20 protein-coding genes are annotated in these 19,655 nt (G+C 44.1%); 2 read left to right on the top strand and 18 right to left on the bottom strand.

The genetic code is table 11. The features are described 5' to 3' along the window. Positions 1 to 11: 11 nt before the first annotated feature. The 12 genes from ABMY45_RS04540 to ABMY45_RS04485 form a co-directional block, all read right to left on the bottom strand. Positions 12 to 1,394, bottom strand: a complete 1,383-nt coding sequence (locus tag ABMY45_RS04540) for a sigma-54 dependent transcriptional regulator (RefSeq protein ID WP_206472566.1) — start codon at positions 1,392 to 1,394, stop codon at positions 12 to 14. 4 nt (positions 1,395 to 1,398) lie between these two features. Beyond that, positions 1,399 to 3,795, bottom strand: coding sequence for an ABC transporter permease (locus ABMY45_RS04535; protein ID WP_239422038.1), 2,397 nt, complete (start codon positions 3,793 to 3,795; stop codon positions 1,399 to 1,401). Position 3,796: 1 nt separating this feature from the next. Then, positions 3,797 to 4,513 (bottom strand): ABC transporter ATP-binding protein, encoded by a 717-nt coding sequence (locus ABMY45_RS04530; protein ID WP_010603799.1) that lies wholly within the window; start codon positions 4,511 to 4,513, stop codon positions 3,797 to 3,799. Positions 4,514 to 4,525: 12 nt separating this feature from the next. Continuing rightward, a complete protein-coding gene (locus ABMY45_RS04525; RefSeq protein WP_239422040.1) occupies positions 4,526 to 5,776 on the bottom strand; it encodes an HlyD family efflux transporter periplasmic adaptor subunit in 1,251 nt (416 codons plus the stop codon). Positions 5,777 to 5,976: 200 nt separating this feature from the next. Beyond that, positions 5,977 to 6,180, bottom strand: coding sequence for a DUF1289 domain-containing protein (locus tag ABMY45_RS04520; RefSeq protein ID WP_102058347.1), 204 nt, complete (start codon positions 6,178 to 6,180; stop codon positions 5,977 to 5,979). A gap of 20 nt (positions 6,181 to 6,200) precedes the next feature. Next, a complete protein-coding gene (locus ABMY45_RS04515; protein WP_239422041.1) occupies positions 6,201 to 6,485 on the bottom strand; it encodes a hypothetical protein in 285 nt (94 codons plus the stop codon). 71 nt (positions 6,486 to 6,556) lie between these two features. Further along, positions 6,557 to 6,718, bottom strand: a complete 162-nt coding sequence (locus tag ABMY45_RS04510; protein WP_010603803.1) for an I78 family peptidase inhibitor — start codon at positions 6,716 to 6,718, stop codon at positions 6,557 to 6,559. Between the two features lie 24 nt (positions 6,719 to 6,742). Continuing rightward, on the bottom strand, positions 6,743 to 7,189 hold the full coding sequence (locus ABMY45_RS04505; protein ID WP_239422043.1) for an isoprenylcysteine carboxylmethyltransferase family protein: 447 nt from the start codon (positions 7,187 to 7,189) through the stop codon (positions 6,743 to 6,745). A 70-nt stretch (positions 7,190 to 7,259) separates the two neighbouring features. Beyond that, positions 7,260 to 7,772, bottom strand: a complete 513-nt coding sequence (locus ABMY45_RS04500) for a Crp/Fnr family transcriptional regulator (RefSeq protein WP_349288473.1) — start codon at positions 7,770 to 7,772, stop codon at positions 7,260 to 7,262. An 86-nt stretch (positions 7,773 to 7,858) separates the two neighbouring features. Further along, entirely contained in the window at positions 7,859 to 8,218 is a 360-nt protein-coding gene (locus tag ABMY45_RS04495; RefSeq protein WP_239422047.1) for a GNAT family N-acetyltransferase, read from the bottom strand. A gap of 86 nt (positions 8,219 to 8,304) precedes the next feature. Next, the gene (locus tag ABMY45_RS04490; RefSeq protein WP_239422049.1) at positions 8,305 to 9,594 is read right to left on the bottom strand and encodes a class I SAM-dependent methyltransferase; all 1,290 of its coding nucleotides are present in this window, start codon (positions 9,592 to 9,594) and stop codon (positions 8,305 to 8,307) included. Positions 9,595 to 9,748: 154 nt separating this feature from the next. Continuing rightward, positions 9,749 to 9,916 carry a hypothetical protein gene (locus tag ABMY45_RS04485; RefSeq protein WP_174169572.1) on the bottom strand — a complete coding sequence of 56 codons (168 nt, stop codon included), beginning with the start codon at positions 9,914 to 9,916 and terminating at the stop codon, positions 9,749 to 9,751. Positions 9,917 to 10,009: 93 nt separating this feature from the next. On the opposite strand from ABMY45_RS04485, the gene adhP reads away from it, so the two are divergent. Both adhP and ABMY45_RS04475 read left to right on the top strand, forming a co-directional pair. Then, positions 10,010 to 11,023: an alcohol dehydrogenase AdhP gene (gene adhP / locus ABMY45_RS04480; RefSeq protein WP_102058341.1), complete on the top strand. Its 1,014-nt coding sequence runs from the start codon at positions 10,010 to 10,012 to the stop codon at positions 11,021 to 11,023. Between the two features lie 177 nt (positions 11,024 to 11,200). Continuing rightward, positions 11,201 to 12,802, top strand: coding sequence for a HAMP domain-containing sensor histidine kinase (locus ABMY45_RS04475; RefSeq protein WP_239422050.1), 1,602 nt, complete (start codon positions 11,201 to 11,203; stop codon positions 12,800 to 12,802). Between the two features lie 5 nt (positions 12,803 to 12,807). Here ABMY45_RS04475 and ABMY45_RS04470 read toward each other — a convergent pair whose 3' ends face one another. The 6 genes from ABMY45_RS04470 to prpC all read right to left on the bottom strand — a co-directional run bounded on the left by ABMY45_RS04470 (position 12,808) and on the right by prpC (position 19,586). Then, positions 12,808 to 13,155 (bottom strand): 2OG-Fe(II) oxygenase, encoded by a 348-nt coding sequence (locus ABMY45_RS04470; RefSeq protein ID WP_010603807.1) that lies wholly within the window; start codon positions 13,153 to 13,155, stop codon positions 12,808 to 12,810. 24 nt (positions 13,156 to 13,179) lie between these two features. Next, positions 13,180 to 13,785: a GNAT family protein gene (locus tag ABMY45_RS04465; protein ID WP_010603808.1), complete on the bottom strand. Its 606-nt coding sequence runs from the start codon at positions 13,783 to 13,785 to the stop codon at positions 13,180 to 13,182. A gap of 84 nt (positions 13,786 to 13,869) precedes the next feature. After that, the gene (locus ABMY45_RS04460) at positions 13,870 to 14,469 is read right to left on the bottom strand and encodes a LysE family translocator (protein WP_239422051.1); all 600 of its coding nucleotides are present in this window, start codon (positions 14,467 to 14,469) and stop codon (positions 13,870 to 13,872) included. Between the two features lie 148 nt (positions 14,470 to 14,617). Further along, positions 14,618 to 15,793: a 2-methylaconitate cis-trans isomerase PrpF gene (prpF, locus tag ABMY45_RS04455; protein WP_349288472.1), complete on the bottom strand. Its 1,176-nt coding sequence runs from the start codon at positions 15,791 to 15,793 to the stop codon at positions 14,618 to 14,620. Positions 15,794 to 15,795: 2 nt separating this feature from the next. Further along, on the bottom strand, positions 15,796 to 18,390 hold the full coding sequence (acnD, locus tag ABMY45_RS04450) for a Fe/S-dependent 2-methylisocitrate dehydratase AcnD (protein WP_349288471.1): 2,595 nt from the start codon (positions 18,388 to 18,390) through the stop codon (positions 15,796 to 15,798). Positions 18,391 to 18,464: 74 nt separating this feature from the next. Beyond that, positions 18,465 to 19,586 (bottom strand): 2-methylcitrate synthase, encoded by a 1,122-nt coding sequence (gene prpC / locus ABMY45_RS04445; protein ID WP_017217742.1) that lies wholly within the window; start codon positions 19,584 to 19,586, stop codon positions 18,465 to 18,467. Positions 19,587 to 19,655: the final 69 nt, after the last annotated feature.

The following is a 19,655-nucleotide window of genomic DNA, read 5'->3' as shown; positions in this document are numbered from 1 at the left end:
TTGCTTATCTCCTACTCATATTTATCCATTTTGCGATACCACGCACTGCGCGATAGTCCCAAGCTCTTCGCCGCTTTTGATACATTACCACCGTGAAATTCCAGTCTTTTAAATAGTGCTTGCTCAATAATTTCATCCAGCGTTAAATCGTGATTTTCTGATGTGCTCACAGTAGCAGTATTCACCGATTGCAACGCTGAGTGCGGTGTGGGACTGAGCGCCAAATCGCTGGCAAATACTCGGGCGTTTGAACATGTAAATACCACGCGCTCCATCATATGTTTAAGCTCTCTTACATTGCCAGGAAAGTCATAAGCACTCAGTGCTTTAGCAGCACAAGGCATAATGATTGGTGGTGGTTTTTTGTAATCTTGACTAAAGCGCATTAAAAAACGCTCTGCTAATGGCAAGATATCCTCTGGGCACGCTCTTAAAGGCGGTATTTCTACTTCTATAGTATTTAATCGATAATATAAATCTTGGCGAAACTGGTTATTGGCAATCGCTTCATTGAGTTGGCAGTTGGTGGCAGAAATTATTCTCGCAGTATTATCCAAAACTTTGTGACTGCCAACCGCCGCGTACTTCCGCTCTTCTAGCACTTGAAGCAACTTTGCTTGAGATTGCAAAGATAAATTGGCAATTTCATCTAAAAACAACGAGCCATTACTTGCGAGTGTAAATGCACCCACTCGATCTGCTTTCGCATCAGTAAATGCCCCCTTTTTATGGCCAAATAACTCAGAGTTAAATAGCTCGTCGCTCACTGCCCCCATATTAATCGAAATAAAACTGCCACCAGCACGACTTGAATGCTCGTGTACATACTGTGCGTAATAGCTCTTTCCTGTGCCATTTTCACCGGTCAGCAAGATGTTCATATCGCTTTGTGCCAACTGGGTGAGCTGTGTCAGCACACGCTGTTTTTTCTCACTTTGCGTAACAAAGTTGATCGTTTGTTGGGGCTGTTTAAGGCGTTCGTTTTCAGCAGATAGCCGCGCTAAATGTTGTCTGTCAGCTCGCTTCTCGATTTGTACTTTGATGCTATGAGCAAGGCGCTCATCATCCCATGGCTTTTCAATGAAATCGGCCGCTCCTTGCTTTAGGGCAGTAACGGCAAGGTCTAATGTCGCCCAACCAGTCATCACCACAATGGGTAAAAGCGGATCTATTTGAATGAGCTTAGCAATCGCCGCCAACCCTTCTTTGCCACTGGTGGTGTCATGGGTAAAGTTCATATCCAATAGCACCAAGTCCACTTCCTGTGTACTGACATAATCAAATGCTGCCTCTGGTGTCACCACACCGTGACAGGCGTAGCCTTCATCCTCAAGTAAAAACTTCAGACTCGCTTGAATATCAAGCGAGTCGTCTACTATTAACACCTTTTTCAAATTATTATTCCATTCTTAAGCTAACCGCAGGTTGGACTTTTATGCTGCGTTTCACCGGGATATAAAGCGCAAGGCATACCGCAACAAATACCAGTAGCAAAGTAATGCTACCCGCACCAAACATAACACTAAACGGCACAATACCACGGAAAAAGTCTACAGCAAGATAACACAAGATATAGAAAATTAATGCAGAAATAGTCAGCCCTGTAACGGTATGAGTTAGATTTTTCTTGATAAATAACAACATGATCTGGCGATCTTTGGAGCCAAGCGCACGGCGGATGCCTATTTCATAGCTAGATTTATTAATATTACTAAGGCCCATGGCATAAATGCCGATTAAAGAAAGCGTTAAGGCAAATCCACCCACAATCAAAAACACATAAATGATGCTAGTGAATGCCCCCATCATAGAGCGATGGTTGTCGTAGTGATCAAAAACATAGCTAGTTTCGAGCTTACTTGAAAGCCTACCTAACACGCGATAGAACGCTTCATAACTTTGGCTTGGCGGCAGTTCAGTGACGAATTTAACCGCCATTGCGTTATCCTTTGGCGCATATTGACGAAAACTAAAATAGACCTCATGACGACGTTCACTGGCGACAACGCTCATTTCATCCACTGCTATGCCAATTATTTTAGCACTTGGCCATTTTGCATCACGTAACATCAGTGAGCGTCCTAATACATCCTCACTGCCAAACAAAGCCTTTGCGAGAGACTGACTAATGATCACCACGGGTGCCGCTTCTGTGTTGTCTTGTGCGGTAAAGTTTCTGCCGCTTTGCAGTTCGCGATTGAAAAGATGAGTTACAGCTTCAATATTTATGATTTTATCGGTGTAGACTTCGCCTTCGCTTGTTTGCACATCAAGTTCAATCTCACGCTGATACACGCGCCCTTCTTTAAAAGCAGGATCCAGTGTCATACCCACAACCAACGCGCTTGCCATTTCGACCGCTTTATCACTCGAAAATTCGTTTTCAGCTTGAAATTGCAGCTCAGTGGAATGCACCCCTTTGAGAGTCTCTCCGTCGATGTTTCCCGCCATAGAGTACATCACATAACCTATGGTGCTCGACGCCATCAGCATAAAGCTCACTAAAGTCACCTGCAAAGACAATAGCCGTTTTGACATCAATCCAGCCTGTTTGCCGGTTGCACCTCGCGTGCCGTCTCGCAGTACATCATTGATGTTAAAGTTAGCGGTTTTCACCGCAGGTAACAGCACAGCAATAGCAAATACAAAGCTTATCAACAACAATGACACCAAGATAGTGATGGTATTTAATTGCCAATACCACCAGTACGGCATTTTGCCACCAATCATCATATTAATAACAAAGTTTAGTGCCCGCAAACCGAGATCCGTTAGCAATAGCGCCACTACCCAACTGCTAAAGCAGTAAATAAAGCCCTCACAGGCATGCTGCTGAACAACTCTTAATTTTTTCGCACCAATCGCGGCACGAATAGCCGATTCTTTTTGTCTCTCGATTATTTTGGCAAAGAGTAAGTTACTAATGTTGATTGAGGAAATAAGCAAAATAAGTACGATACCTATCATAAATAGGGTAAATACAAATATCGCCTCACCATCAGTGTTGTATTCTACTAAAGTCATTGATTCAACTCGAACTGTTTTATCCACCTCGAGCTCTGACTGACTAGCGCGTTGCTTTGCATAGTCAGTGAAGAATAAACTTAAGCGTTGCTCCAGCTTTGACTCTACCACCTCGTTTGGCATCTTATAAATAATATCAATAGCATCAGCAGGTGCTGCGTTATTACCTTTAAGCGGTAGCCAGAGTTTAGAAAATATCGGGAAGTTATTACGTTTGGGCATCACGCCGATTATCTCGTAGGGCTTTTGATCAACGATCATCGTACGCCCAATAACATCTTCGCTACCTTGGAATAAATGCGACCATAGATAGTCTGAAATCACGACTACATCTTGAGCTGATCCCACAAAGTCCTCAGCGGTATAAAATCGCCCGAGCTCAGGCTTAATATCCATAAACTGGAAAAAGCGCTCATCAACATAGGAGCCTCGATAATGATTTCCTCGCTCAGCGTCACTTACCCAAACACTCACAGGTGCAATATAAAGCCACTCCTCAAGTTGCTTAACTTCATCAAGTTCTCGTAGTTGTGGCAGCATGCTATATTCAAATCGATTTTGCGTGCTGATAGGGTTGCGAACCTTGAAGATCCTGATTTCAGAGCTGCCATTCCCTACTTGGCTATGTGAGAATGCCACGGTATAAATATAATTAAAGCCAATCAATGATATGGTCAAACTACCAACCATAATAAACATCATCAATAACGTAAATCGCATTGATTTTGCGATGTTTCTCAGCGCATAGCGAAAATCTAAAAGTAATCCCATACTAAGCTCCAACGACTTTACTTACACGGTCAAGCTGCTTTTTATCTCGTAAAATATTGCCATCAAGCATTGAGATCACCCGGCTGGCGTAGGTCGTTGATTCAATATCATGCGTTACCATACATATCGTTTTGCCAGCAGCATGAAGCTCGCTCAACAACCCTAGCACTTGCTGGGCATTGTTTGAGTCTAAGTTACCAGTCGGCTCATCGGCGAGAATGAGGTCGGGGCTGTTAATCAACGCTCTTGCAACTGCGGCCCGCTGTTGCTGACCACCTGAAAGTTGAGAGGGAAAATGATTGACTCGGTTTTCTAACCCCACCATCGCCAGTGCATCTTTGGCTTTTTGCTCCATTTCTTTTTGGCTAATGCCGCCGATATAAGTCAGCGGTAACATGACATTTTCAAGTACATTTAAATCACTGATAAGATTAAATGCCTGAAAAATAAAGCCTATATGGTTAGCGCGAATATGAGCACGCTCGTCTGAGCTCAAATTAAATGCTTGGTTACCGCTGATAAAATACTCGCCGTTACTTGGCTCATCAATCAGGCCCAAAATTGACAGTAACGTAGACTTGCCGCACCCCGAAGGTCCCGTGATAGCCACAAACTCGCCGGGCTCTACCACGAGATTAATACCGTCTAGTGCTTGAGTTGCAATTTCATCCGTCTGAAACCGCTTTTTGATGTTATTAAGTTGAATGACTGAGTTCATAATAGTGTCCTGTTAACGCACTAGCACTTGGCTATCTTGAGTATACTTTTCCATATCGGAAATAATGATAGTTTGATTTTTATTAAGGCCTTCAAGCACTTCGATGTAGTTTACCGAACGCTGACCAAATTTAACCGTTTTTTTCGTCGCGAGATGTTTATTAACAACAAACACGCTCGCTTGATTATTTGCAATGGCATTGGCCGGTATTGCGACGAATATAGCCTCGGGTTTATAGCTCGTTACAATAACCCCTTCAATGTTGAGTTTATCTCTGGCTTCTCTTGGCAAAGCGTCTTCAATGCTCAGCTCCACTTCAACTTGGCTATTGGTGACTTTTGGGGAAACACGTTTTACGATGGCGTTAAAACGCGAAGTGTAAGTATCGATTGTAGCCGACTGCCCAACTTGTACATGCGGCGCATCTAGTTCCGCGATGTTTATCTTAGCAACCAGCAAACGCGGATCTGCCACCTCTGCAACTGAACTGGTATTAGACAATTGCATGCCCACTTCAATCAGCACATCCTGAATTTGTCCAGTGATTGGCGAGCGCACATCAAGCGCTGCGATATTCTCTTCAAGTAGCTTAATTTCGGATCGTAGGCTTGCTTGCTCAGCCAGCTGCGCTTTGGCTTTCGCCTGCTGTACTTGTTGCTGAGTGGCAACCCTAGCTTGCTGTAACTCCACTTGCTTTTGACTACGCTGCATTGCAAACTCGCTGCGTTGATGATCAAGCATAGAGATAGTGCTATTGCCCTTTTCTATTAAGGTTTTTTGCGCCTGCCACTGAATTTTGTCTGCTTTATAACCCAACAAAGCATCATGATGTGCGGTGTGGGCCTCTTGCACTTTGGCCTTTAACTCTGCAAGTTCAGCCTCATGTTGTGCTGAAATTTTGGTAAGTTGGCTATGTTTTTGAATGAGCGCTTCGCGCAGTGATGGATTTTCAAGCCGAGCAAGTAGCGTACCTTGAGTGACCATTTCACCCGGTTTAACCAGCACTTCAACTACTTTGCCGCCACTACTACTGGTAACCAAATGGCGTTTCTCCAATGCAAGACTACCAAGTCCCTTAACACTGAGTTCAAACTCGCCCTGTTGGACTGTAGCAACGATTAACTCTTCTTGGAAAACCACGTTTGATGCACTTTGGGTATACGCTTTGGCAAAAAACACCAAACCGACCACAAGTAGCACAATTACAAGCAATGCGAGCTTCTTAATCGGCATGCGCTTTGTTTTCGCCAGTTTTATATCCATACTTTGTACTCCACTTTGAGAATACAGTTGATGAATCAAATTTCAGGCCAAACTTTTTCTAATTATAAATCAATAACATAAAAATAAATTAAGATAATACCCGATAAAGCATGTCTCGAAAATGAGACACGACTACAGTAATGACTGTGCCAAAAGCGAGACAAAAGCTGAGCTATTTTTGCTTTGTCATTATAGAGAGGTCAATTCCTATTATATTTCTGAGCATGTTGCTGTTTGCGCCTCGTACAATGCGCTAAGACTTTGAGCTTTTCATCTTCGCTGTAACTTGTCCAGCTGGTGATTTCGTCCAACGTTCTAAAGCAACCTAAGCACACATCTTTATCATCCAAACAACACTTTCTGATGCAAGGAGATTGAACCAAATTACAACTTGAGTGTGACATCGCAGCTCCTTTAAATAGATTTACTCAAAATAACTTGCCGGAAAACAAGACTCTCTCTTTTTGCCTTTAAAATGATGGCAGACCTCTCCCGTTTCGGTATTAACTAAAAAGGAATGGTCAATATCCTTAAAGTAAAACCAAATGAACTCCATGTCTTCTTCTAAGAAGTGTTGTTCAAAAGTGGGCTCATCAAAATGCGCCGCTAGCGCATCAATATCTGTTATTTCATCGTAGCTAACGGCATAGACAGCTAGGCTCGTGAGCGTGGCTAAAACAAAAAATACCTTAACTAGGCCAATATGCATCTTGTTACCTTTAGTCATTTTATTGGACGAAATACATCATCTTCATCAATCAATATACAAACTGGGTGGGGCTATCCCCACCACATACGCACGACCTGTTGCGCGTCGTTTAACTCAATATTAAGTCGCTGAGGTTGATGATCTTGGGTAAGCATATCTCCAGATTGATACACCCTAACCACTTTTCCAACGATTGTTTGTAGGGATTTTGAATAATCAATATCTTGCACCATTTAACCCTTATTTATGCTGGATGTTTAAAGCCAACGACGCACTCTCCTTTGATAGCGTAAATAGGCATCTCCAAAAGTTTGTTCCATCATTTTTTCTTCAAATCGAATGTACCATCTGTCGGCAATAAGTAAAAAAGCAGTCACAAACAAAAATGACACGAGTGCACCACCGATTAATACGGCATAGCCTAGTAATGCAATGACAAAACCTAGGTACATGGGATTGCGGGTATATTGAAATACCCCAGCCTCCACTAATTTATCAGGCTTATTGAAAGTCATAATATCGGTTTCTTCCCTCGCGAATATCATGCTGCCCGACTTGGCCAGTGCAAACCCCAAAGCAATCGGTATTAACCCTAACAGATTTAAAGGGTAATAAATAAAATGTGGTGCAGCAATCAACCAACACACCACAGGCATCAATATGACAAATAAAAACAGTAAAATAGGAGGCAGTAGCTTTTTCATGATGTTATTCCTTACCTTTAGAACAATAATTAGAGATAAGGTAATGCGAATTTTGTTGCTGTGCCTTAACCTATGTTAAGCCAAGCTCTTTTCTAATTCTCGACAGCGATACATCCGTGATCCCAAGGTACATTGCGATATGGCGCAAAGCAACCGAGCGGCTTAATGCTTGATTTTCCGTGATAAAGCGTAAGTACCTTTCCTTTGCACTTAACTGGAGTAACGCCGCTTCGCGTTTCTCTTTTTTAAGCACTAACTGTTCATAAATTTTGCGCACAAACCGTCCCCAGTTGAGGTTTTGCTCAGATACAGTGATTAAATCAGCATAGCGAATTTCGGCAATAACACAGTCTGTTAGCGTTTGCGTTGAAAATGGACTCGGCTGTTCTTCTAGATAACAAGATAAACAAGAGAATGCCCCGCCCTTCTGTAGCAGAGATTTGTTCCGTTCATTACCCTTTTCATCTAGGTAGAAATAACGTCCATATCCATCTAATAAGAAATAAACACTCGAGATTTTCTCACCTTGTTCGAATAGCATCGTATCGGCTGTGATATGACCGATTTTTATATACGGAGCCATAAGAAGCCAATCCTCAAGTGAGAAGTCCACTAACCGCCCATATACAGCTAACCATTTTTGATAATTTTCGTTACTTGATTTAGACATTAGTGTAAGTGCTTTTCGAATATTAACAGGATTTTATTGTCGTAAGGTATCGTATCGAACTGCTGATATCCAAGCTTTTGGTATATGTGCTGCGCTCGCGTATTATCTGCAAAAACATCTAGCCAAACTCGCGTTATACGCAACTCCTCTAACACGTATTTTTCCATCTGATTTATCGCTTCTTGCCCTATTCCCAATCCCTTTTTAGCAACCACAATCCGGCAAAATTCAACACTTTTCAGTTCTGGTTCAACGGCTAAAATTATAAAGCCAACTATTTCACTATCTGAGTGGATTGTTAAATAGTGTATGTTGGGCTCAGAAAATAACTGCTGATGAACAAGCAGCGAATTGCTCAAGATAAATTCCTTATTATCATCCGCATTCTCCATTTTGCTCAAAGCTGGAGGTTGTGTAAAAAACCCCTTGAACTAATATGAGCATCTCATTCGCTTTTATAGTTAAGTAAGAGTTTTGAATTAAGTTCATTAATGAAAAGGCTATCCTGTAACCTCGATTCTTGCTCGATCAGCCACGCTTCAAAAACTTCTAATGTAGCTGACTGATAAAGTTGCGATAGCCAATCTTGGAGTGATATATCACAAGCCTCACATAAAGCTTGCTGACATAACCAAATATTTTCAGGCATCGCCACATTCTTACCATACTTGATGAGCTGAGAATGCTGAAAAGCACTTTTTATTCCGACAAGGCCAAGCTTCCCCTGTTCATCTATTGGTGCAAGGTGATTATCTTGCACAAAACGCGGCGATGCTGGGAAGTTGAACACGAACTCAGGAGATTCATAATTGGTGTACTCATATTTAACAATAGCGCCAGCAGATAAATTTGTCGCCTCACATGGAATAGTAAAAGGAATATTGAGGCTGCATTCATTTTCACCAAGGACATAATGGCCATAGACTATAATATCCGTTTGCAACTTAAAGCCATCTCCAGGCTGGTGGCTATCCGGGATAATCAACTCCCCACGTAATAACGTATCGTCACCACGGCTGAGCTTCTGTACCGAAGACTTCTGTAAGTTAAAAAATTCTCCAACGTGTATTTGCTCCCCTTTTCTATTTAACATTGCCGACAACGCGATAGACTCAGGGATCAAAATACCGTCTTCTTTTAGGTAGGGAAATAAGTGCTTGAAGATCCAAACTTGTGGCTCTCTTTTTAGTAATGCTGTCATCGTTTCAGAAATCACGATATCAAAGCTACATTTTTCTTCATCCTGCCATTTTAATGCATCACAACAAACCAAGCGTTCGATACGGTGCTCTACATCAAAAGCATCAATTAACTTTTTTACCGCAGCTATATTTTCTGGATGTATGTCAATCAGGGTTGCCCTAACAGGAAGGTTGGGATGTAGTGCTAACAATGGAAGCAGCAACGTGGCGTAAGGACCAGTGCCTGCGTATAAAATATGAACTTCAGATAACCCTTCTTGCTGTTTATCTTCGATAGCCGCTTTTACACCTTGCATAAAAATCAAACTGCGCAGCAGTTCTTGAGAGCATTTAGCTGCCTGAACAGGAGAAATAGCAACACCATATTCAGTATGAACACAACTCCAATCATTCATATCAAACTGAGTATCAACTCCACTCAGTGTACCAAAGAATTTGACAAACTCGTCAAACAAAGTTGTCAGTTCAGGAGACTCCTTATTTGCAGCGAAAATTCCTGTTAAACACCTGCTTTTAAAGCTATTTAGATCCATATGCTTTCCCATGATATAAAACGCTGTCGTATTAAGTACTTATTCTTATTTAAAGTATCATTTAAAGATAGAGTGTATATATTTGCAATAAAAACCTTAAATCAACTCACCGTGATCGGTTTTCTAGTTTGAATCAACAATATAAAAGTAGCGCTTAATTCATCATTTCGACAGCACCTACACCAGATCCAACATCAACACCTTCAAATGACTCACTATCTTGGTTACTACTAGCTGCACCACTGGCGCTGCTACGTAGAAGAAAATAACACCCTACTTTTTTGTAATTAAGTAATGAATTGGCGAGCATTGTGCTCGCCATTTTTGTTTACTCTCATCTCATTCATTGTTTCGGATCAAGTTGTTTCTGGTTATAGCTGCTAAGCTACCATCGAATCAATCAAGGAGCAAAAAGATGAAAGCAGCGTTAGTGCACCAATTTAAACAACCGTTAGAAATTCAAGAAATTGAGAAACCGCAACTTACACAAGGATCGGTCATCGTTGAAATAGCCGCCTGTGGTGTTTGTCACACCGACTTACACGCCTGTCATGGTGACTGGCCAGTTAAGCCTAAATTACCACTAGTGCCTGGTCACGAAGGTGTGGGTACTGTTATCGCAAAAGCTGACGATGTTAAACACCTAGCCGTTGGTGATAGAGTCGGTGTACCTTGGCTTCATAGCGCCTGCGGTCATTGTGAACACTGCCTAAAAGGCGACGAAAACTTATGTCCAGAGCAGTTAAATAGCGGCTATTCCGTCGACGGCGGTTACGCACAGTACTGTAAAGCCGATGCCAACTACGTGGTAAAAATCCCCGAAGGCTTGTCATTTGTCGATGCCGCTCCTCTATTCTGCGCGGGCGTCACCACCTATAAAGCACTAAAAGTATCGAAAGCTAAACCCGGTGAATGGGTTGCCATTATTGGTGTAGGAGGGCTTGGTCACTTAGCAGTGCAATACGCCAAAGCAATGGGGCTGAATGTAGTTGCAGTTGACACTGGCGAATCAAAGTTAGCACTAGCAAAAGAGCTTGGCGCCGATCTATGTATCGACTTTAAGCAGAGCGATCCCGCAGAGTTGATGCAAAATAAGCTAGGAGGAGTCCAAGCCGTAGTTTGTACCGCAGTCTCAAAGCCTGCCTTTACGACATCATTTAACAGCGTGAAGCGAGGCGGTACTTGCGTGCTCGTTGGCTTACCACCAGAGGAAATGCCTATTCCTATATTTGATACCGTTCTTAAAGGTATCAGTGTTGTTGGCAGCATCGTTGGTACCCGTCAAGATCTCACTGAATGCTTGCAGTTTGCCGCTGAGGGCAAGGTAAAGGCCATTATTGAAACCAAGCCACTTGAGCAAATCAACGATATATTTGACGATATGCTCAATAGCGACATTAACGGCAGGATCGTACTTACTTTCGACTAGACCCATCGAGCAGCCAAATACTTGATAGCCATTTGGCTGCTTTCTCACTTAGGCAAAGTGACAAGAGCCTAGAACGACCAACCAGAACGAGGGATGACAACGGCCAGAGAACAAATTGTTATTCCGAGCTTAGGTTAACTATACTTTGTGTATTCGAGTCTTAACAACGTTGAATACATGGCAGCCAGTCAAAGCAACATACTTCACCCAAGTCAGTCGTTTAGCTTTAAGTACTTCTACCATATATCAGCGCTCTCCATGCTGCTTTTTTTTCTTTCTGTGGTGTTCACATTTTTAGCATTCGTCAATAAAGAAGCGCAAGAGCAAGAAATAGAAAGAAATTTTAATCTTGTTCGTTTATCCCAAGAGTTAAGACTCAGCTCAGATCAACTCACCATGATGGCGCGGGCTTATGCCGCCACAGGCAACCCTAAGTTTAAGCAATTTTTTGATGAGATCTTAACGATCCGTAACGGCACTTCCCCTCGCCCTAAGCATTTGCACCGCGTTTATTGGGACATGTTGCTGGTCAAAGAGGGTCTGGCGCCATTTGAAAAAGAAGCACCAAAAGCGCTGCTGACATTATTATTAGAAAACGGAGTTTCTACGGATGAATTAACTATGTTGCGAAATGCAGAGGATAAAAGTGAAGCACTCGTGTCACTTGAGCGTGAAGCCTTTGAACTCGTGGTAGCAGGGAAAAATCAACAGGCCCTCAAGATTTTGTACAGCGAGGCTTACCTCCAAAGTAAAGTACATATAATGACGCACATCAATGCCTTTTTAGAACGCAGAGAGCAGGATTTCAGCTCACTCCTTGCAAGCAGCAATAAAAAGGTAAAATCCTATTATAGCGCCGCGTTTGTTTGTTTTATCTTGCTATTACTTAGTCTCATCGCGTTGTACAACTCTCGTTCGGCCATCCGTAAAAGTATTATTGATTATCTAAATACGGAGGTAAAAAGCCAAACTGAAGAGTTAATAGAAAAAAACAAAGCACTTAATCACGCGATCAGCGAACTCAGTGAGACTCAAAAACGCCTGATAAACGCCGAAAAGTCAGCAACGCTGGTGCGATTGATCCCAGGACTTGCTCATGAGATTAACACGCCGATTGGCGTCGCCATGACCGCTTCCAGTAACCAACTATTGCTTGTTGAAGGGGTAAGACAAAGGGTAAATAAAAATGAAATAGCTAAGTCTGCTTTATTGCATTCGATAGAAAATATCGAAAGCTGTGCCAAGCTCGTCGTCAATAGTACCGAGCGGATAACCGGTATTATCGACAAGCTCAAAATCATCACCAATACTGGATTTGAAGGAGAAGTAAAGCCAGTTTACTTACAACCGCTTATCGCACACTGTGTGAGTGAGCTTGCCAATCAACACCCACATATTGATATTACCTTAGATATTCCCGAAGTACTTGCTATCACCGCCCCAGAGAGATTGTTACAGCAGATTTTCCAACCTGTAATAGAAAATGCGTTTTACCACGCCTTTGCTGATAACTCAGTGCAAAGCCCATGTGTGATTATATCGGCTCAAACCTCAAAACTTGGATATACGATTAAAGTCACGGACAACGGCGGCGGTATTCCACATGAAATCAAAGATAAAGTATTTGATCCTTTTGTTGTCGGTAATCGCACACAAAAAGGCCTGGGCTTAGGGCTAAGTGTTGCGCTCGCTATTGTCACTCAGTATTTTAATGGCGTAATTGAGTGTGAAACAGAATCTAATTCCGGAACATGCATCATTATCAAGTTGCCGAGCTAGTCGCGCTAACGGACCCAGCCGATACTTAACAACACTCGAGTACCCGCTTCTACTTTTGAAACAGAATGCTCTGATTTATCGGGTCTAAAAAGTTTGATGCGACTGCTGCTATAGAGCGGATCTTTACACTTAAATTCACCGCCTAACTTCGCCCGCTTTAAAACAATATTTAGCCTGAAATGCTTCCCTGAAACGACTTTATCGGTGTGCGGTGGTACTTCGCATCCAGTCGGAAACTTCAGTAAATACATATCAAACTTAACCGGCCACATCGCGGTTGCTAGTAACATTTTTTGATAGCCGGACTGTTGTCTGCCAAGTTGCCAGCGAAAATACTTTGCTTTACTTTCCATAAATGCACACTTTAAGCTTCATTATTATTGTGGCAATGCTTTGTAAATAGAATACAGAGGAACAACGCACTGCCACTCTTCCTGAGAAATAGAGTACACAGCTTGGTTGAAGCACTCGTTCCGATAAACACCTGCACGACGTAATATGCCATCAAAACACGCACCAAGTTGCTCAACCAACCGGCGTACTAAATCATTACGCTCGTCGACTCTAAATTCAACCAAAGCGAAACCTAGCGTATTCAAATACTCTGTCACGAATAAACAAAACACCTTGTCGAACAGAGTATCGTGGATAAACCAACTCTCTTCTACCAGCACTTTTTTGGCCGCTGAGTCATCGACTGTAATTAAGATCATGCCAAGCATTTCGCGCGTTTGAGTTTGCCGCACACAAATACAGTGCTTTGATTTATCTTCAGCTGCTTGTAAAAAAGGTACTAGCACTCTTTGTTGTCGCAACTTTAATAACTCTTCGGCATCGTACTCTTCACCATATCTAAGCGAAAACAGACGCTCCAACCGTTGATATTCACCCGCTCTTAACGTTCTCAAAGCAAATGCCGAGTCCGAAAATTCAACACGGATGTCACTTATGGGGACGTTGTTTTCATCTGGTGGGGCGATCATTGGCTTTTCTGAGTGACGGTTGCATAACTCAGATTATTACATCTATTCAAGTCTAAAAGCTATGCCTGTGACTTCCCATCAACCTCAAACCACAAATAGCCCGTAAAGAACGAGCACAACCAAAGTCAACGCAAAACCAATTCGGATCCGTTTAAGTACGGTCTCATCATTCAGTGTTTTAAAAATCACACCACCTAATACCAGCCACATTGTGTCGACCACTATCGCCACCACGTAGCACACGCTAGCGGCAAGTAGCGTAGCAACTAGGTTTGAGCTTGCCGGCACCGAAGCCGTCGCAAAAATAGCGATACAAGCCGCGTAGGCTTTGGGGTTGAGGAGGTTAAGAATAAACCCATCCTTAAAGCTCGGTAGCTGCGCACCTGCACTGCCAAGCGCCGCGTTGTTTGCTGCAATTTTGTAGGCAACATAAATTAAGTAGGCGGCTGCAAGCCATTTGAGTACAAGCGTCACCTGAGGCTGACTCACCAGTAACCCTGCAATTCCAGTGGCTGCAAAGATCACCGCAACAAGCAATCCTGTCAAAATACCTGCTAAGAATGGGAAGCCTTTTTTAACACCTTGACTCGCCCCCGTTGCAGCCAGCGCAAGTGGCGCAGGACCGGGTGAACCAAGCAACACCGCGGTTGTGATTGCCACAGAAAGTAAAGCTTCAAACATCATATCGTCCTTATGAATTTCAAGTCTGCATGGTGGAAATCAAAGAAAAAGCCGAATGACAGGCACACCTTAACGACCAAGCAACAACTCGGGAGTTTTCTTATGTAGAGAATAAGGCTCTTGGGAACAGAGCCTTTAATTTAGTATGGAGCTACGCCTCTGGGACGCGAACTCGGCCTTCCATTAGCACGCGAGCGCTGCGGCTCATGACGGCTTTTTTAGCTTGCCAACGACCAGACTCTTGCAGTGCTTCAGCGCCAACCTTTAAGGTGCCTGACGGATGTCCAAAGGTCACGGAGTTAAGATCACCACCACCAGCGGCTTCGTTAACTAGAGTGCCAGGAATTGCCGCCGCGGTTGCTATCGCCACAGCGGCAGTTCCCATCATCGCATGGTGCAACTTACCCATAGATAAGGCGCGAACGTTTAAGTCGATGGTATTGGCTTCCACCGCTTTACCGCTCGACGCAGCATAAGATTTAGCAGGTGCAACAAAAGCAATTTTTGGGGTATGTTGGCGAACTTTCGCTTCGTCAATATGACCTATTAAACCCATTTTAACTGCGCCATAAGCACGGATCTTTTCAAATCGCTCTAGTGCAGCTGGGTCTCCATTAATTGCTTCTTGTAACTCTGTACCTTCATAACCTAAATCAGAAGCACGGAAAAAAAGCGTTGGGATCCCGGCACTTATCATGGTCACTTCAAAGGTGCCTTCATCAGGCACAGTTAACGTATCGACGAGATTGCCCGACGGAAACATATCAACATCTGGGTCGCTTGGATCCATAAACTCAACCACCACTTCTGCTGCTGGGAAAGTTACGCCATCCAGTTCAAAGTCGCCCGTCTCTTGCACTTCTCCATTGCTGATTGGAACATGCGCCACTATGGTTTTGCTAATATTCGCCTGCCAGATTTTAACGACAGCAACACCGTTCTCTGGCACTTTATTCGCGTCGACTAAGCCATTGCTGATTGCAAATGCCCCCACCGCAGCCGTTAAATTGCCACAGTTTCCGCTCCAATCAATAAATGGTTTGTCGATAGCAACCTGACCAAAAAGATAATTCACGTCATGGTCGGCTTTGTCGCTTTTACTTAAGATCACGGTTTTGCTGGTACTAGAAGTTGCACCGCCCATGCCATCGGTATGTTTACCATAGGGATCTGGGCTGCCAATCACACGTAGCAGCAAGTTATCTCGCGCTTCACCCGGTTGCTGCGCGTACTCGGGTAAATCTGTTAAATTAAAGAACACCCCTTTAGAGGTGCCGCCACGCATATAAGTGGCGGGAATTTTAATTTGCGGCTTAAATTGACTCATGGTTATACGCCTTCCGCTTCGAGGAAGTCTTGAGCAAAGCGTTGTAACACGCCACCTGCAGAGTAAATAGACACTTCTTCAAAGGTATCTAATCGACAAGTCACAGGCACCTCTAGACGCTCACCACTTTGACGGTTAATTACGAGAGTTAATGTAGCACCTGGTGCCGGTTCCCCCTCAACGTCATAGGTTTCTGTGCCATCGAGCTGAAGCGTTTTTCGGGTCGTGCCCGCTTTAAACTCAAGCGGTAGTACACCCATACCGATTAAGTTAGTACGGTGAATACGCTCAAACCCTTCTGCTGCGATAACTTCAACTCCAGCCAAACGCACACCTTTTGCAGCCCAGTCACGAGACGAGCCTTGGCCGTAATCTGCGCCAGCAACGATGATCAGCGGCTGTTTACGCTCCATATAGGTTTCGATGGCTTCCCACATTCTGGTGACTTTGCCTTCAGGCTCAACACGCGCCAGTGAACCTTGTACTACTTCACCGTTTTCTACCACCATTTCGTTTAACAGTTTGGGGTTGGCGAATGTCGCACGCTGCGCCGTTAAGTGATCACCTCGGTGTGTCGCGTATGAGTTGAAATCTTCCTCTGGTAAGCCCATTTTGGCCAGATATTCACCCGCCGCACTGCTTGCTAAAATCGCATTCGATGGCGATAAATGGTCAGTCGTGATGTTGTCCCCTAAAATCGCTAATGGACGCATGCCTTTCATGGTACGCTCGCTCGCGAGTGCCCCTTCCCAATATGGAGGGCGACGAATATAGGTACTCGTTGGACGCCACTGATAAAGTGGGTCGTTGTCTTCACCATAGTCTACCGAGAGGTCAAACATTGGCTCATAAACGGCGCGGAACTGCTCTGGTTTTACGCTTTCTTTGATCACCGCATCGACTTCTTCATCGCTTGGCCAGATATCTTTAAGCGTGACTGGATTGCCCTCTTGGTCGCGACCTAAAACACCATTTTCAATATCAAAGCGCACGGTGCCTGCAATTGCATAAGCCACAACCAACGGTGGTGAAGCTAAGAAGGCTTGTTTTGCGTAAGGGTGAATTCGACCGTCAAAGTTACGGTTACCCGATAACACTGCCGTTGAGTATAAATCACGGTCAATCACTTCTTGTTGAATTTTCGGATCAAGTGCGCCACTCATGCCATTACAAGTCGTACAAGCAAAGGCAACAACACCAAAACCGAGCTGCTCAAGCTCAGGTAGGAGCTTTGCCTCTTCCATATAAGAACGTACCGCTTTTGACCCCGGTGCAAAAGACGTTTTCACCCAAGGTTTACGAGCAAGGCCTAATTTATTGGCATTACGTGCTAGCAAGCCTGCGGCAACTACGTTGCGTGGGTTACTGGTATTCGTACAGCTGGTGATAGCAGCGATGATCACCGCGCCATCTGGCATCAAACCATCTTTTGGCGCTTCAATCTCTTTAACGATACCTTGATTAGCAAGGTCGTTAGTTGCAACGCGGCGATGCGGATTTGAAGGACCGGCAATATTACGCGTCACCGTCGACAAATCAAACTTAAGTACACGCTCGTACTGCACGTTTTGTAAAGAATCAGCCCAAAGCCCTGTCAGCTTAGCGTATTTTTCCACCAACTTGATTTGCTCGTCATCACGGCCTGTGAGCTTCAAATAATCAATGGTTTGCTCATCGATGTAGAACATGGCCGCGGTTGCGCCATACTCTGGTGTCATGTTTGAAATTGTCGCACGGTCACCTAAATTAAGGTCTTGCGTACCTTCACCAAAGAACTCTAAGTAGCTAGAAACGACGCGCTCTTTACGTAAAAACTCAGTGATCGCCAGTACGATATCCGTTGCGGTGATCCCCGGTTGGCGCTTGCCAATGATTTCAACACCAACAATATCCGGCAATCGCATGTAGGACGCACGACCTAGCATCACGCTTTCTGCTTCAAGACCACCCACACCAACGGCAATAACACCGAGTGCATCAACATGTGGCGTGTGGCTGTCGGTGCCAACAAGCGTATCAGGGAAGGCAACACCGTCGCGCGCTTGAATAACTGGCGACATTTTTTCTAAGTTGATTTGGTGCAAAATACCGTTGCCTGGCGGGATCACATCAACGTTTTTAAATGCCGTTTTGGTCCAGTTGATAAAGTGAAAACGGTCGTCATTTCGACGGTCTTCAATCGCGCGGTTTTTCTCAAATGCATCTTCTTCATAACCGGCGTGCTCTACTGCCAAGCTGTGATCCACAATCAGTTGAGTCGGTACGACTGGGTTGACTTTAGCCGGATCGCCGCCTTTTTCAGCGATAGCATCACGCAAACCCGCAAGGTCGACTAGCGCAGTTTGACCCAAAATATCATGGCAAACCACACGAGCAGGAAACCACGGAAAGTCCAAATCGCGACGACGCTCGATAATTTGTTCAAGATAATCATTGAGTTTTTCAGGCTCAGCGCGGCGTACTAAGTTTTCAGCAAGGACGCGTGAGGTGTAAGGTAAAGTCTCGTAGCTACCTGGTTTGATGGCTTCTACCGCTTCTTTTGTATCGTAATAGCAAAGCTCAGAATCAGGTAAACGTTTACGGAATTGAGTATTCATAACAACTTCCAACAATCGGTGACGGAGAACAGGCGGCCATGGCGACCGCCAGAATAGATTCGAACAGTGTTCGATTAACGCTCAGAAATGGCAGGAACTGGACGTAGCTCCTCGCCGGTGTATTCCGCCGATGGACGAATGATACGGTTATCTGCACGCTGCTCCATAACGTGTGCAGCCCAACCAGTTAAGCGTGACATAACAAAGATTGGTGTGAACAATTTAGTCGGGATCTTCATAAAGTTATAAGCTGATGCATGGAAGAAATCGGCATTACAGAATAGTTTTTTCTCGCGCCACATGACTTCTTCACAGCGTACAGACACAGGGTAAAGTACCGTATCACCCACATCTGCCGCTAGTTTTTCAGACCAACGTTTGATGATTTCGTTACGAGGGTCACACTCTGAATAGATAGCGTGGCCAAAGCCCATGATCTTTTCTTTACGCTCTAGCATGCCCATCATTTCTTGCTCTGCGTGATCCGCAGATTCAAAGCGCTCAATCATTTCCATTGCCGCTTCGTTTGCGCCACCGTGAAGTGGACCACGTAGAGAACCAATTGCACCAGTAATACATGAATGCATATCAGAAAGCGTTGAGGCACAAACACGCGCTGTAAAGGTCGACGCGTTAAACTCGTGCTCTGCATAAAGGATAAGTGATACGTGCATCACACGCTCATGTAGCTCACTTGGTTTTTCGCCGTGCAATAAGTGTAAGAAGTGTGCACCGATTGAGTCGTCATCCGTCTCCACATCAATACGAACGCCATCATGGCTAAAGCGATACCAGTAACAAATAATGCTTGGGAAGCTTGCTAGCATGCGATCGGTTACTTTACCTTGCTCATCAAAGCTTGCTTCACCTTCAAGGTTGCCAAGCATTGAACAACCCGTACGTAATACGTCCATTGGGTGTGCGTCAGCAGGAATACGTTCTAATACTTCTTTTAATGCCTGCGGCAAACCGCGCATTGCTTTTAGCTCGCTTTTATAAGCGTCTAGTTCAGCTTGATTTGGTAAATTACCTTTAAGGATAAGGTGAGCCACCTCTTCAAACTGACAATTTTCAGCTAGATCCTTTACATCGTAGCCACGATAAGTCAAACCTGAGCCCGACTTACCTACCGTTGATAGTGCTGTTTTTCCTGCTACTTGACCACGTAAGCCCGCGCCACTTAGTACTTTAGCCATATTATTGTCTCCTGAATTTTTTACCTGCTGGGTATTGATATTTTGTGCTGCTGAGCAACCCTCAACAGC

It is taken from the genome of Pseudoalteromonas sp. XMcav11-Q (genome assembly GCF_040104525.1).
Classification (GTDB): Bacteria; Pseudomonadota; Gammaproteobacteria; order Enterobacterales; family Alteromonadaceae; genus Pseudoalteromonas.
Note: the sequence above shows the minus strand (reverse complement) of the source record. Positions and strands in the feature narration are given on the sequence as shown.

Coding starts and splice junctions, on each gene's coding strand:
- ABMY45_RS04505 (WP_239422043.1), bottom strand. CDS start 7,189: ATGAAAAAGCTACTGCCTCCTATTTTACTGTTTTTATTTGTCATATTG.
- ABMY45_RS04470 (WP_010603807.1), bottom strand. CDS start 13,155: ATGGAAAGTAAAGCAAAGTATTTTCGCTGGCAACTTGGCAGACAACAG.
- ABMY45_RS04500 (WP_349288473.1), bottom strand. CDS start 7,772: ATGGCTCCGTATATAAAAATCGGTCATATCACAGCCGATACGATGCTA.
- prpF (WP_349288472.1), bottom strand. CDS start 15,793: ATGAGTCAATTTAAGCCGCAAATTAAAATTCCCGCCACTTATATGCGT.
- ABMY45_RS04525 (WP_239422040.1), bottom strand. CDS start 5,776: ATGGATATAAAACTGGCGAAAACAAAGCGCATGCCGATTAAGAAGCTC.
- ABMY45_RS04485 (WP_174169572.1), bottom strand. CDS start 9,916: ATGGCGAGCACAATGCTCGCCAATTCATTACTTAATTACAAAAAAGTA.
- ABMY45_RS04490 (WP_239422049.1), bottom strand. CDS start 9,594: ATGGATCTAAATAGCTTTAAAAGCAGGTGTTTAACAGGAATTTTCGCT.
- acnD (WP_349288471.1), bottom strand. CDS start 18,390: ATGAATACTCAATTCCGTAAACGTTTACCTGATTCTGAGCTTTGCTAT.
- ABMY45_RS04510 (WP_010603803.1), bottom strand. CDS start 6,718: ATGGTGCAAGATATTGATTATTCAAAATCCCTACAAACAATCGTTGGA.
- ABMY45_RS04530 (WP_010603799.1), bottom strand. CDS start 4,513: ATGAACTCAGTCATTCAACTTAATAACATCAAAAAGCGGTTTCAGACG.
- ABMY45_RS04515 (WP_239422041.1), bottom strand. CDS start 6,485: ATGCATATTGGCCTAGTTAAGGTATTTTTTGTTTTAGCCACGCTCACG.
- ABMY45_RS04475 (WP_239422050.1), top strand. CDS start 11,201: ATGGCAGCCAGTCAAAGCAACATACTTCACCCAAGTCAGTCGTTTAGC.
- adhP (WP_102058341.1), top strand. CDS start 10,010: ATGAAAGCAGCGTTAGTGCACCAATTTAAACAACCGTTAGAAATTCAA.
- ABMY45_RS04460 (WP_239422051.1), bottom strand. CDS start 14,469: ATGATGTTTGAAGCTTTACTTTCTGTGGCAATCACAACCGCGGTGTTG.
- prpC (WP_017217742.1), bottom strand. CDS start 19,586: ATGGCTAAAGTACTAAGTGGCGCGGGCTTACGTGGTCAAGTAGCAGGA.
- ABMY45_RS04465 (WP_010603808.1), bottom strand. CDS start 13,785: ATGATCGCCCCACCAGATGAAAACAACGTCCCCATAAGTGACATCCGT.
- ABMY45_RS04520 (WP_102058347.1), bottom strand. CDS start 6,180: ATGTCACACTCAAGTTGTAATTTGGTTCAATCTCCTTGCATCAGAAAG.
- ABMY45_RS04535 (WP_239422038.1), bottom strand. CDS start 3,795: ATGGGATTACTTTTAGATTTTCGCTATGCGCTGAGAAACATCGCAAAA.